This is a genomic window from Winogradskyella sp. 3972H.M.0a.05 (genome assembly GCF_040493455.1).
In the GTDB taxonomy this organism is placed as follows: Bacteria; Bacteroidota; Bacteroidia; order Flavobacteriales; family Flavobacteriaceae; genus Microcosmobacter.
The window spans coordinates 1-13825 of sequence record NZ_JANFDA010000002.1; the positions used below are offsets into that span (position 1 = coordinate 1).

Below are 13825 nucleotides of genomic sequence, written 5' to 3' on the forward strand. Positions count from 1 at the left end.
AGGGGTCTGGCTGGGACGGTACCTACAATGGGGAGTTGATGCCCACCAATGACTATTGGTTCCTGGTGGAGTACGACGACCCCAACTCAGAGCAAAGAACAGAATTTAAAGCCCATTTTGCACTCAAACGATAATGGTGCTGAACATATACAAACAAAAAGTCCTTCAATAGTGAAGGACTTTTTTATTGCTTCTTATATAATTCACAAGTAACTTTAATTATGCAATAGCTACAAATATTTAAATAGTATTATATTCGTATGACATTCGAAAAGGCTATTATTTAATCACAAAGTCCTCTTATTTTAGATGAACAAGAAAAAATGGATCAAAACCTTTCAGTTTCTAGCTGCTTATTTGGTAGCAGCATGGACTTTTTTGCAGTTCATTGATTGGATTCTTAACCGTTATGGAATTTCTCCTTATTGGGTAGATATATTACTTTGGGCTTTTATTGGAATTATTCCATCGCTTCTGATTTACCTGTATCATCAGGATCGTATAAATAAGCGCATATTTAAGCTGAGAGAAAAAATCATTATTCCTCTAAACTTTATCGTATTGGCTGTTGCACTCTATTTTGGCTTTGGAAATAGCGATCTTGGTGCTACAACAAAAGAGGTTGAATTCACTAATGAAGAAGGTCTACTTGAACGCAAATTGATTACAAAAGAGGAGTTTAGAGTTGGTGTACCTATTTATGGTTTCAAACAGCTCAATACAGATAGCACTACTACATGGATGCAGTATGGCATTGGCGCTTTATTGGCTTATGACCTTAGCCAAAATAAGAGTCTAAGTCCAGATTTTACGGATATACATTCAACTTCAGATAAAATTAGAGAGGCTTCATTATTCAACGATTTTTATATTGATGGCTCCTACAAGAAAGATAATGGTGTTTATGAAGTAGTTGCAACCAAAAGAAAAGCTAGTAATGGAAAGATTACCGACACACGGACTTTCACAGGGCCAGATATTTTAGACCTTATAGATGAAGTAAGTGTGTTTGTCACTTCTAAAGCTGGATTTACTGAAGGAAATGAGATTCATTATATAGATTTACCTGTTAAGGAGTTTACCAGTAACAACCTTGAAGCATTGAAATATTTTGTTCAAGGTAAATATAGAAAAGCTATTGAGTTAGATTCTACATTTGCTTTAGCGTTTTTGCGCCAAGCAAAAAAATCTATTGGTTATAATGTTAGCAAGCTTCAGGAGCAAGATGACATAAACAATGCTTTTTCATACAAGAAAAAATTGCCGAGTCAATTACAGGTAGATGTACTAATTCAGAGGAATCTAGCTTACGATCAATTAGAGGAAGCCGAAAAACTAGTCAAGCAACAGCTAGAAATCGATCCCAACAATGGTTATTACAACAATGTTTTGTACAGCATATATGGTGAAACCAAACAGGTACAGCCATATTTTAATGAAACTAAGCGCATATTTGAGAATGATCCAAACCCAGATAATGGGATAAAGTTTGCAGATGCTTCTTTGGTTATTGGTGCTGAGGACAAAATTCTCAAAACAATGAACAAACTAGAAGTGATCAATCCCATAATCACGACCTACAAGATTGAACCTTTATTGTTTAAAGGAGATATCGTTGAAGCTGAGAAAGTTCTTGAAGAAATAAAGCTTCAATATCCTGATAATGACAATAGAAACAAAGTCTATGAGGATGCCATCAACTACTTAATGAATCATAAGGCAACTACAAAAGAATTAGAAGATTTTGTTGGAACCTACCGAGCCACCAGAAATGAGCAAACGTTTACGTATTGGATTGAAAATGACAGGTTAATAAAGCATGTAAAGAGCCAAAGGATGCGTGCTTATATTCTATCTGGTCCAAGCTCATCATCTAGCGGTCATATTTTAAGTAGAACATTCAAGGATTCTCTGGTAAGAAATAAAGACGAAAAAGTAATAGGTATTTATCTTGGGCAGTATGATAAGTATTCTACATACAGAGAATTATACTGGAAATTAGATGAAAGTATCACAGCAGCCAATGCTGCTTTTAACAATGGAAATTTAGATGAAGCTGAACAACTATATATTGAAGCTATTTCAAAAAACCCTGAACACCATTATCTCAAAAATATCTTATCCCATATTCAATACATAAAGGATAAGGAAGAATCTCAACTAATAGAAGAATTCAATGAGGTTTCGGGAAATTATGGTCCAAGATTATTCTGGGTTGAAAACGGTAAATTTTATTATAAAAGAGATACTTTAAATAAGGTTGAACTTCTACCTTTAGGTAATAATAAATTTATGGATCTTACTAGATTGAGTACTGTAATGTCTTTTGAACTTGATAAAACTGGGAAAATGGCTTCCCTAAGTTATTCATACGATATCTTCAAAGATGAATGGGCAAGAGCAACAGACAGTACTAATTACTTACTAAAGAGTGATTGATTTGTAAGCTCTCGAGCATTCTTGTTTGACAACTCAAAGTTCATTATAATAATTAATTATTATCCCATGACTGTCACGGTCAATGGCATAGTAACCACAAGTTACGAATCGACTATTTTCTTGCATCATAGCCTGATAGTGTCCACCGTTAGGTCCTTCTTCATAAAATAGCTTAGGTACCCACCATACTGACTTTTCAACTGTTCCGTCTGAATCATCTCCTCCTCGACCACCACCTGCAGCTCCTTGTGATACCCATCCACATCCATCATTCCAATGGAATGTTCCGTTTTCTAATGCTAATCGAGCTTCTCGAGCTGCACATAATTCATATTCAACAGCTCTTACATAAGGTGGTAAACCATGCATTGCTCTATACATATTGATTTGATTAACACAATACTCTCCTACATCGACATATCCACAATACGGATCGTCTGACATTAGCTGCATTTCTCCATTTGCACATAAGTCTTCTGGATTTCCTGGACCATCTGGAAGTTCTCCAACAAGCGATGTAGTTAACCTAATCTCAACTTCTTCTGGACTTAATCCCAAATCTACAAGAGGACCATACAAAGCTTCATCAGATTTTGAACAAGTAGATAGCAGAAATAAATAGGAAAACAAAAAGGCACGAATTGAAATATCAAATTTGGGGCTTCGATTTTTCATGATTAGAATGTTTTAGTGGGCAAATTTATAACGTCTTTATTGCTTTTCTTATTGCTTAAATACTTTTCCTCTAACTTATTCTAACGCTTTTAGCCCAGCCATCCTTCTCTATCTAAACTTCTATATTGAATGGCTTCACTAATATGATTACCTTCTACTTGAGATGAATTATCTAAATCTGCAATAGTTCTGGCTACTTTTAAAATGCGATCATAAGCTCTAGCTGATAAATTAAGACGCTCCATAGCTGACTTTAGTAAATCTAGTGACGCATTATCTAGTTGACAATATTCACGAATTTGCTTCGTGTTCATTTGCACATTATAATGAACATTTTCAAGTTCTTTGAAACGTTCTGTTTGAATTTCCCTAGCAACAGTCACGCGTTTTCTAATATCTATTGAAGATTCACCTTTATGATTATCCGCAAGCTTTTCAAAAGGCACTGGGGTCACTTCTATATGAATATCAATCCTATCCAGAAGTGGTCCAGAAATTTTACTTAGATAACGCTGCATTTCTGCAGGTGAAGATGTCACTGGCGCATTAGGGTCATTAAAATAGCCTCCTGGACTTGGGTTCATGCTCGCAACCAGCATAAAAGACGAAGGATAGGTTACGGTGAATTTTGCTCGAGATATTGTGACTTCTCTATCTTCCAGTGGTTGGCGCATTACTTCTAAGACACTACGCTTAAACTCTGGTAATTCATCTAAAAACAAAACACCGTTATGTGACAACGAAATTTCCCCTGGCTGTGGATAGGCTCCTCCTCCAACCAATGCGACATCACTAATGGTATGGTGCGGACTCCTGAAAGGGCGTTGTGCCATGAGTCCAGCATGTTCTTTTATTCGTCCAACAACGGAATGGATTTTAGTCGTTTCTAAAGCTTCGTGCAAGGTCATTGGTGGTAATATGCTTGGTAATCGTTTTGCCAGCATTGTTTTACCTGAACCTGGTGGACCAATAAGAATAATGTTGTGTCCTCCTGCTGCGGCAATTTCCATGCAACGTTTTATACTCTCCTGACCTTTTACATCTGCAAAATCGAACTCAGGGAAATCTAGATTTTTATAAAACTCTTCTCTGGTATCCAATATTGTTTGCTCTAGAGCTTCTCCTTTATCAAAATAGTTAATGACCTGCTTTATGTTATCAATACCATAAACTTTCAAATCATTGACTATTGCAGCTTCTTTGGCGTTCTGACTTGGCAACATAAATCCTTTATAGCCTTCTTCCCTAGCCTTTATAGCTATAGGTAAGGCACCTTTTATAGGTTGCAAACTTCCATCTAAAGATAGCTCTCCCATGATCAAAAAATCATCAAGATTTTCGGCTTGTATTTGTTTGGATGCTGCTAAGATTCCAACTGCCAAAGTGAGGTCATAAGCACTTCCCTCCTTTCGTAAATCGGCTGGTGCCATATTGATAGTAATCTTCTTACCAGGGATTTTATAACCGTTATTCTGGAGTGCTGCTGCGATTCGGTAATTACTCTCCTTTATTGCATTATCGGGAAGACCAACAAGATGATATCCTATTCCATTATCAACATTAACTTCCACAGTAATGGTAGTGGCTTCAACGCCAAAGACAGCGCTGCCATAAACTTTTTTGAGCATAGGTAGATTTGTTTGAGTAAATGTAGGAAAATTCTACTTAAAACAAATCTTTATTTTCTTTTGAAGACTATAAATTAGAAATTATATAATCTACTATTGTTTGAGACTCAATTTTATTAATTGGATGCTCTACTCCCTCGAGTGTGATTAATTTTGAATTGGGTAAAAGCTCTGAAACAATCTCAGATTCTTCGTAGCTTACCATAGTATCCAAACTCCCAACTCCTATAACTACGTTTTGATTAATTCTTCCGAAGTCATTATCATTAAGTTTAGCGCCTTTTCCCATGTCGAGCATCATTGCTGCCGTTTTCTCCATAATAATCTTCCAATCTAGAGGGTAATGCTCTTTCTCCAACATTTTAGCAAAGTGAGGAACTTTTTCTTCAATCTTTAATGGGTTTAGCATTCTTGTTTCTTTTTCTGCTGAATCTAAATCCCATTCGAATTTGGTGCCTAATGTGATTATTTTTTTGATCTTATATGGAACCTTTAATGCTGTGTGTAATGCTACATAGCCTCCCATACTATATCCAAAAATGTTGATTTGATTAATTGAATTTGTCTCTAAAAAATCAATCACATTCTCACTAAAAACCTCAATAGAATAATCTCTCTGTGATTCAGCACCTCCATGTCCTTCAAAGTTCATATCATATACATCATATGTATTTCCAAGAACCTCTTTAATAGAATCAAATTGTTTTTTGCTTCCTAAGGCGCCGTGTAATAGTAAAAGTTTTTCTTTCATTCTATTAGTTTACTAATATATTGGCCTTAGTCCTACGGTATTAGTCCTTAAGGAACTTTACATTTTGTTGATAGTTACCGGCTTCAATGTTTAAAAAATACATACCATCTTGTAGATAAGAGACATCTAACTTTATAGTATTATCAGTAATGTTTTCTATTGTTTTTAAGACTCTTCCATTGATGTCTATAATTTTTAGTTCTGATATGATAACGTTTCCTGATATCGTCAACTCAGAATCTGTAGGATTTGGATAGACTGAAAAAATATTACTTTCAAACTCCCCTATACCAAGCACATCAACTATTTCAGTAGCAACAGTATTTGTAGTTATTGGCGGATTGAAATCAAAATAGATATCAGCAGTATTATAGAATATGTTTCCAACTACAACATTATCCTTGGGTTTTATCTTATAGGCTATATAGCCATGCGAATTAGGTTCGTCATTTGTACTATCTGGTAGGTAGATATTATTAAAAATAAATTCAACTTGATTTCCATTTTCAATTTCTACTCTACCATCATGGCTCAAGCTTTCTAATTGCATTGTAGTCCAATCCAATTTATCGTCTAAAACATTTTCTACTCTGACATTTATGGCACTTGCAGTTCCTGTATTCTGAAATCTTATGATGTAGTGCAAGTATTCATTTGCTTCTTCTAATATGATTTCTTCTCCTTCCAACACCTGAATATCATTGGGATCATAAGATCCTATAACCACTTGTTGGAACTCAAAAGTATTATCAACCTCGGTTTCATCTCCCGTAACTGGATTAATTGTTGCAGAGAAATTTAGAATGTCATCAATATTTGTCGTTGGTGGTGGGTACACATTGAAGTACAAATTAATAGTTCTTACTTCAAAAGGATGTAAGTCTTCATAATCAAAAGTTATCGTATTACTAGTTTGGGAGCTAACTGTTTCATCAGCATTAAGAAACTGCAACTTGTTTTCATCAAACTCAAAGGAAACATTTCCGCTCAGTTGTACTGTTCCCACATTTCTATAAACTAACTGATAATTTGCATCGAAGCCAGGCCTAGCTTCATTGATAGGATAAACACTCACATTTAAATCATTTATTTCTATTGAGGGCTCTAGACAAAAGTCAGCTACATTTGTATTTCCTAGTCCAAAAAAATCTGCAGAATAAGATTCGGGGCTAGGTTGGTAATAATTTGGTAAGTTAGAAATAGAAACAACAAAGTTTCCTTCATTCACAGGTAACTGATAATTACCGTTTTGTAACGTAAAAGTTGAAAAGCTATCTGCACCATTGTCTGCCACAACCATAATATTACTTGCAGCTATATCGGTATTAGTACATCCATCAGAGTTAGAATCTATTCTAATTGTACCAGTTATTTCATTACCAAGAACCCCTAAGTTTTTGTACCAAGCAATTTCATCAGCAATACTAGACGAAGAAAATATATCAATATCTCCATCATTATTTATATCTGCTATTTTCAAATCATTAAAAACTTCAGATCCAACTCTAATTACTTGCTGAGTTCCAAAGTTTCCTTGCCCATCCAAGTTTTCAAACCAAATTACCTTATTGGAAATGGAAATAATATCTTTGTCCCCATCATTATCCAAATCAGCAGCATAAACTTTCTCGGCTGAATCTACATTCTCAGCAACAACTTGTTTCTCGCCAAATGTACCCATACCATCTATATTTTCAAACCAAGAAACTTGAGCATCACCAAATGAATCAGCTACAAGTATGTCTAAATCTCCATCCGTATCCATATCTCCAGCTTGCACCCATTGCGGACTATTTAAATCGGCATTAGTAATAAAAAAACCATTACTAAAATTACCTAGTCCATCCATATTTTTGAACCATTTAATATTATCGTTAAAAAAATCTGACACTAGAACATCATTATCCCCATCTCCATCAATATCGCTTACATCAATTGAAATAGAAAGTACGAGATTACCAGCAATAAGCTGTTTAGGGCTGTATGTTCCTTCTCCATCTACATTTTCGTACCAAACCAACTGATCATCTTCTGCTGTAGTCATAAGTAAGTCCATATCATCATCACCATCTACATCTGCAGCAACAACCGCAGAAATATGTTCTACAGTATCAATAATAATAGGAGAACTAAAATCACCTACTCCATTTACATTCTCATACCAAACTATCCTATCATCAGTATTATTATTTTCAATACTTACTGCAGAAAGTAAGTCCATATCTCCATCTCCATCTATATCTACAGCGCTTATTGAATATGCTTCATCAATATCATTGACTATATGAGGCAAACAAAAATTGCATTGCTGATCTTGAATATTCTCAAACCATATTATCCTTCCTCTATCATCAGAACCAAAGTTGTTGGAGGCAGAAATAATATCCATATCACCATCTCCATCCAGATCAGCTATGTCAATCGAATTGACATCACGTGTACTAATCGAAACTACTTTTTTGTCATCAAACTCCCCTGATCCATCATTGTTTTTGTACCAACTTACTTCTGCTAAATGCTCCATTGAAGAAACAACATCCATATAACCATCATTATCAATGTCAGCTGCTATTGCAGAAATTGCTGTATCTGCTGTGGTTGAAATAGTTTGTTGTGTTCCAAAATCACCAAGTCCATTGGTGTTTTCATACCAAGCAATTTTATCATCAGTATATGATGAAGACAAAACATCCATATCTCCATCATTATCAAAATCTGCAGCGTAAATTGAATTCACTCCTACAACATTATTTGCAATAAGTTGCTCAGTTCCAAAACTTCCTAATCCATTGGTGTTTTCAAACCAAGTAATTCTATTATAGTTAGATGAAGCAGATAATACATCCATATCATTATCCCCATCTATATCTACCGTATAAATGTATCGAGCGCCAATTGTATGATTAGAAATAAATTGTTGCTGAGGACCAAAATTACCAAGTCCATCAGTATTTTCATACCAAACAATATTACACCCATTGTATGATGAGGATAAAACATCTATATCGCCATCGCCATCTACATCTGCTGTCTTTACATCATTTGCGTCAACAAAATTGTTATCAATGGTCAATATAGAACTAAATGTACCTTGACCATCAGTATTTTCAAACCAAGCTACTATATTTTGTCCAAGAGAAGTCATGAGCACATCCATATCTCCATCGTTATCTAAATCATCCGCAAACACGTTTCTTGTACCCTGAACAGTAACAAGAACTTGTTGCCCTCCAAAATTTCCCTGACCATCCAAATTCTCATACCAAGCTATTTTGCCATCTATACCAGAAGCAGAGAGTACATCTAAATCACCATCACTATCTAAATCGGCTGTAAAAACAGAGTGAGGTCCGTTTACCGAAGTACTTATGTTCTTCATTATACTAAAGGTTCCCTGACCGTCTAAATTTTCTTGCCAACCTATAATATCAGTAGTGTATGATGTAGATATAACATCCATATCACCATCACCATCTATGTCAGCTGAGTGAATCAATCTTGCTTGATAGATAAAATTACTTCTACCAATAATAATATCTTCTTGGAAGCTAATTTGAGCAAAAGTTGTACTGAAAAACAATAAGGCTAGAACTAGTAAATAATTCTTTTTCATAGGAGTTTAATTTATAGTCCAAATGTAAGAAAAACTTTAGCTATGTAAATCATTAAGAAAATGCAAACTTCTCTTTTCATTATAATACACATTATCGCCTTCAAAGAAACCAACATGACCTCCATACTTAGGCATTTCTAGAAAAAAATTATCATTCTCTTTAGCTTCTTTAATTGGGAAACATTCAGGGCCTAAAAACGAATCATTTAATGCATTAATAACTAAGGTCGGAATTTTAATATTTGGAAGAAATTGAAGACTGCTGCTCTTTTCATAATAATCCATAGCATCTATAAATCCATGAGCTTTGGATGTATAAGCATCATCAAATTCTTTTAAGGTTTTAATGGCATTGATTTCTTTAATCGAAATATTTTCAGGAAAAAGCTTTTGTTTCAATCTCAAACGTCCAATAAGATGTCTTTTGAAACGATCTGCATACAACACATTTTTCATCTTATGCAATTCAACACATGAGCTATACAAACTACATGGTACCGAAATCGCCACAGCACCTTTAATCTCTGAGGGCAATTGCCGTTCTTCTCCTAGATACTTTAGTGTTACATTTCCGCCTAAGCTAAAGCCTTTGATATAAACTTCAGAATAGCCCTTGTCAATACAAAGCTTGACAACAGCATCCAAATCATTAGTTTCACCAGAATGATAACTACGCCACAAACGATTTTCTTCGCCACTACAGCCTCTAAAATTTACGCTACAGGTATCATAGCCATCACTATTAAATAATTTTGCTGTTCCTGTTATGTAAGGTCGTTGTGCATTGCCTTCTAACCCGTGAAGAATAATAATTACCTTCTCTGCTTTCTGTACAGAGTAACTCCAATCCAAATCTATAAAGTCTCCATCATCTAATTCTAAGCGTTCACGTTTTTGAACGACTCCTTTTACGCTTCTGAATAACCCTGAATATACTGTAGAGAAGTGTCCTTTCTTAAAGAGAAATTTTGGTTGGTAGGTCGATTCTATTAGCGGCATTATTTTCTGTGCTTCAAAGCGTCTGAAGGTGAAGGTACATAATGGTGCTTCCCTCCAGCTAAATCATCATCAAAAGTTGTTGGAATAGTTCCTGCTTGACTGCGTTCATCCCAAGTCACATGCTGAGTACCATCATCACGTTTTACCATGGTTATACAATCTTCAACAGGACAGACTAGAGAACATAAATTGCAGCCTACACAGTTTTCTTCAATGATACTTGGAATTCTATTGACAGGGTCATCAGATAAGGCAATAGCTTGATGTGCTCCATCATCACAAGCAATGTAACACAATTCACAACCCACACATTTGCCCGAATTGATTTCAGCGACAACTTTATGTTTTAGGTTAAGATGCTTCCATTCGGTAACATTTGGCAATGCCTTTCCAGCAAAATCGTAAATACTAGTATATCCTTTTTCTTGCATAAACTGACGCAAGCCTGCTTCCATTTCGCGAACAATTCCAAAGCCATAATGCATCACAGCAGTACATACCTGAACTGAAGTTGCTCCTAAAAGAATAAACTCTACTACATCTCTCCAAGTTTCAACACCTCCAATACCAGAAATTGGAACTTTAGAAATTTCTGGGTGCTGTGCTAATTCTCTAATCATGTGCATCGCAATAGGCTTCACTGCTGGTCCGCAGTAACCTCCATTAGTGCCTTTTCCATCTACAATTGGTAGTGGTGCATAGGTGTCTAAATCGATACCAACAATACTCTTGATAGTGTTTATCAATGAAATAGCATCAGTACCACCTTGATAAGCAGCTAATCCTGGTTCAGTGATTTCAGAGATATTTGGTGTGAGTTTAGTAATCACAGGAATATTTGCAGCGTCCATGACCCAGCCTACAATAGTCTTTAACACTTCTGGTTCTTGCCCTACAGCTGAACCCATTCCGCGTTCGCACATGCCATGAGGACAACCAAAATTGAGCTCTATACCATCTGCTCCCGCGTTTTCTACATCTTTAATAATTTGCTCCCATTCTGCCTTGCTTTCAACCATCAAGGAAGCAATCACTGCATGATTTGGAAAGTATTTCTTTACTTCTTCAATTTCACGAAGGTTATCAGCCAGTGGCCTATCTGTGATAAGTTCGATGTTATTGAAACCCATCATTCGGGTGTTTCTATAGTTAACCGAACCATAACGACTCGATACGTTAACTACCGGAACTCCAAGTGTTTTCCAAACAGCGCCTCCCCAACCTGCATCAAATGCTTTCATGATTTGATAACCTGAATTGGTTGGTGGTGCTGATGCCAACCAAAACGGATTTGGTGCTTTTATACCTGCAAAATCTATGGATAAATCTATCATTTCTTTATGTTTTGTCATTCCGTACTTGATACGGAATCCATTACTTTTAAATCTATATTATGAGATCCTGAATCAACCCTTCGACTGCGCTCAGGGAGACACATACTAACTCAATAACCAATTATGAATTCCTCTTGCCGCCATCTTTCCATCGTAAGCTGCATTTACGACCTCTGCGCCTCCATTAATAGCGTCGCCTCCAGCAAAGTATTTAGGGTTAGATGTTTGGAATTCAGTATTAGTCTTAATTCTTGTTTTATTATCTAAGTCTAAATTGTCAATCAACTTATAAAATTCTCCTTGCTTGGCTTGACCAGTAGCTTTAATCACCATCTCACAAGCAACAGTGAACTCACTGCCTTCAATTGTTTTTAATTGATCATCTACGACTTCAGTCTTCAAAAATTTCACACCTTCTACTTTGCCATTCCCAATGATTTCAATAGGTGTGGCATTGAACAAACTATCTACTCCAGAGCTAATGGCAAGATCGTATTCAAAGCCATAGGCTCCCATTTTTTCTTTGGAGTTTCTATAGGCCAAAACAGTCTTCTTCGCTCCCATTCTTGCCGATTCTGAAGCGGCATCCATAGCAGTGTTTCCACCTCCGATCACAACTACATTATCTGGAACAGAAATCTCATGTTGCTTCATGCGTAACTCTTCAATAAACTCTACTGCACCGACAACACCTTCTTTATCTTCTCCCTCTAAGCCAAGTACTCGTGTTTGTCCTAGACCAACTCCGATAAAAATCGCATCGTATTTGTTTTCAATGTCTTTGAGTTGTTCTTTAGTGTTGATTGCTGAATTATATATGATATTGAATTGAAGTTGTTTCTGAAGATATTCTATTTCATCCAGAACTTCTTCATTTGTTATTTTATAAGGTGCAATACCATATACCGTTAATCCTGAAGGCTTGTCTTTTGCTTCATATATATCAACTTCAAAACCTAGCGTTCTAGCTTCACAAGCGCAAGCAATTCCTGCTGGACCAGCACCAATGACTGCAATCTTCTTACCATTAGGCTCTCCAATTGTAAATAGCTTTTTATCGGCAGCTATAGTTTTATTTGTAGCATAATTTTGAAGGCGACCGATTTGAATAGGTGTTACATCTTGATGATTATACACACAAGCGCCTTCACACAAAACTCCTGTTGGACAAACGACACCACATGCATTTCCAAGCCAATTGGAATCGAAAATAGTTTTTGAAGCTCCAGTAACATTATCTGTATGAATTTGTTTTATGAATAACGGAATGTCTATGTGAGTAGGACATGCCTGAACACACGGTGCATCATAGCAAAACAAACAGCGTGAACTTTCGTAATACGCTTCCGTATCATTCATCAATGGTTTTTTCTGCTTGAAATTCTTTTCAAATTCTTCAGCAGTTGTTGGTCTTTTGTATTCTGCCATACTATAATTCTGTTAATCTACCATAAGTTTCTGGTCGTCTATCTCTGAAGAACTGCCACGTAGAACGTACTTCTTCAATTAAATCTAAATCGAATTCAGCCACTAATAATTCATCATCATCTCTTGAAGCTTGCGCAAATATTTGCCCTCTAGGATCTACAAAGTAAGATTGTCCGTAGAATTTGCCTAAGTTCCATGGCTTCTCCTCGCCTACGCGGTTAATACAGCCCATAAAATAACCATTCGCTGCTGCATGTGCTGGTTGTTCTAGCTTCCATAAGTATTCGCTCAATCCAGCTACTGTAGCTGAAGGGTTGTAAACGATTTCGGCGCCATTCAAGCCTAATGCTCTTGCGCCATCTGGGAAATGCCTATCGTAACAGATGTAAACACCTACTTTGGCATATTTAGTTTGAAATACTGGATAGCCTAAATTCCCTGGCTTGAAGAAGAATTTTTCCCAAAACCCTGTGGTATGTGGAATGTGATTCTTTCTATACTTTCCAAGATAAGTACCATCGGCATCTATAACTGCTGCAGTATTGTACAAAACTCCTGGTTGTTCTTTCTCATAAACTGGAACGATAATAACCATATCATATTTCTTAGCCAGAACTTGTAACTTCTCAGTAGTTGGCCCTGGAACACTTTCAGCAGAAGCATACCATTTTCTATCTTGACCTGGACAGAAATAAGGTGTATTGAATATTTCTTGTAAACAAAGAATTTGCACGCCTTGCTTTCCTGCTTCTTCTATATATGGAATATGTTTATCATACATCGCATCCATAATCTCCTGGATGGTGCCCTCTCCTTCTGTCATTGGAAGGCTCATTTGTATCAATCCTGATTTTACTTTTCTTGGCATATATTTTAGTTTTTATGTCATTCTGAGCTTAGCGAAGAATCTCTAAGCTTTTATCAGATTCCTCATCGTTCGTTCCTCACTCCCTCGGAA

General features: G+C 36.1%; 10 protein-coding genes. 2 read left to right on the forward strand and 8 right to left on the reverse strand.

The window, feature by feature from the left end; all coding sequences use genetic code 11:
* Together NCE97_RS03465 and NCE97_RS03470 are read left to right on the forward strand one after the other, a co-directional pair.
* A partial coding sequence (locus NCE97_RS03465; RefSeq protein ID WP_353778257.1) for a T9SS type B sorting domain-containing protein occupies nucleotides 1–134 on the forward strand: 134 nt, incomplete at its 5' end.
* A 175-nt stretch (nucleotides 135–309) separates the two neighbouring features.
* The gene (locus NCE97_RS03470; protein ID WP_353777487.1) at nucleotides 310–2439 is read left to right on the forward strand and encodes a tetratricopeptide repeat protein; all 2130 of its coding nucleotides are present in this window, start codon (nucleotides 310–312) and stop codon (nucleotides 2437–2439) included.
* Between the two features lie 33 nt (nucleotides 2440–2472).
* On the opposite strand, the gene NCE97_RS03475 is transcribed toward NCE97_RS03470, so the two are convergent.
* From NCE97_RS03475 to NCE97_RS03510, 8 genes are all read right to left on the reverse strand, one after another.
* Nucleotides 2473–3114 (reverse strand): CAP domain-containing protein, encoded by a 642-nt coding sequence (locus NCE97_RS03475; protein WP_353777488.1) that lies wholly within the window; start codon nucleotides 3112–3114, stop codon nucleotides 2473–2475.
* Nucleotides 3115–3203: 89 nt separating this feature from the next.
* Nucleotides 3204–4742 (reverse strand): YifB family Mg chelatase-like AAA ATPase, encoded by a 1539-nt coding sequence (locus NCE97_RS03480; RefSeq protein ID WP_353777489.1) that lies wholly within the window; start codon nucleotides 4740–4742, stop codon nucleotides 3204–3206.
* A 67-nt stretch (nucleotides 4743–4809) separates the two neighbouring features.
* Nucleotides 4810–5493, reverse strand: a complete 684-nt coding sequence (locus tag NCE97_RS03485; RefSeq protein WP_353777490.1) for an alpha/beta fold hydrolase — start codon at nucleotides 5491–5493, stop codon at nucleotides 4810–4812.
* A 40-nt stretch (nucleotides 5494–5533) separates the two neighbouring features.
* A complete protein-coding gene (locus NCE97_RS03490) occupies nucleotides 5534–9106 on the reverse strand; it encodes a T9SS type A sorting domain-containing protein (RefSeq protein ID WP_353777491.1) in 3573 nt (1190 codons plus the stop codon).
* A gap of 36 nt (nucleotides 9107–9142) precedes the next feature.
* The gene (locus NCE97_RS03495; RefSeq protein WP_353777492.1) at nucleotides 9143–10105 is read right to left on the reverse strand and encodes a YheT family hydrolase; all 963 of its coding nucleotides are present in this window, start codon (nucleotides 10103–10105) and stop codon (nucleotides 9143–9145) included.
* Entirely contained in the window at nucleotides 10105–11439 is a 1335-nt protein-coding gene (gene preA, locus NCE97_RS03500; protein ID WP_353777493.1) for an NAD-dependent dihydropyrimidine dehydrogenase subunit PreA, read from the reverse strand. Before preA ends, NCE97_RS03495 begins: the two co-directional genes overlap by 1 nt.
* 105 nt (nucleotides 11440–11544) lie before the next feature.
* Nucleotides 11545–12867: an FAD-dependent oxidoreductase gene (locus NCE97_RS03505; protein WP_353777494.1), complete on the reverse strand. Its 1323-nt coding sequence runs from the start codon at nucleotides 12865–12867 to the stop codon at nucleotides 11545–11547.
* Nucleotide 12868: 1 nt separating this feature from the next.
* Nucleotides 12869–13735 carry a nitrilase-related carbon-nitrogen hydrolase gene (locus NCE97_RS03510; protein ID WP_353777495.1) on the reverse strand — a complete coding sequence of 289 codons (867 nt, stop codon included), beginning with the start codon at nucleotides 13733–13735 and terminating at the stop codon, nucleotides 12869–12871.
* Between the last annotated feature and the right edge of the window lie 90 nt (nucleotides 13736–13825).

What these genes read in the sequence shown, in the direction of transcription:
- NCE97_RS03470 (WP_353777487.1), top strand. Translation starts at nt 310, where the DNA reads ATGAACAAGAAAAAATGGATCAAAACCTTTCAGTTTCTAGCTGCTTAT.
- preA (WP_353777493.1), bottom strand. Translation starts at nt 11,439, where the DNA reads ATGATAGATTTATCCATAGATTTTGCAGGTATAAAAGCACCAAATCCG.
- NCE97_RS03475 (WP_353777488.1), bottom strand. Translation starts at nt 3,114, where the DNA reads ATGAAAAATCGAAGCCCCAAATTTGATATTTCAATTCGTGCCTTTTTG.
- NCE97_RS03490 (WP_353777491.1), bottom strand. Translation starts at nt 9,106, where the DNA reads ATGAAAAAGAATTATTTACTAGTTCTAGCCTTATTGTTTTTCAGTACA.
- NCE97_RS03485 (WP_353777490.1), bottom strand. Translation starts at nt 5,493, where the DNA reads ATGAAAGAAAAACTTTTACTATTACACGGCGCCTTAGGAAGCAAAAAA.
- NCE97_RS03480 (WP_353777489.1), bottom strand. Translation starts at nt 4,742, where the DNA reads ATGCTCAAAAAAGTTTATGGCAGCGCTGTCTTTGGCGTTGAAGCCACT.
- NCE97_RS03505 (WP_353777494.1), bottom strand. Translation starts at nt 12,867, where the DNA reads ATGGCAGAATACAAAAGACCAACAACTGCTGAAGAATTTGAAAAGAAT.
- NCE97_RS03510 (WP_353777495.1), bottom strand. Translation starts at nt 13,735, where the DNA reads ATGCCAAGAAAAGTAAAATCAGGATTGATACAAATGAGCCTTCCAATG.
- NCE97_RS03495 (WP_353777492.1), bottom strand. Translation starts at nt 10,105, where the DNA reads ATGCCGCTAATAGAATCGACCTACCAACCAAAATTTCTCTTTAAGAAA.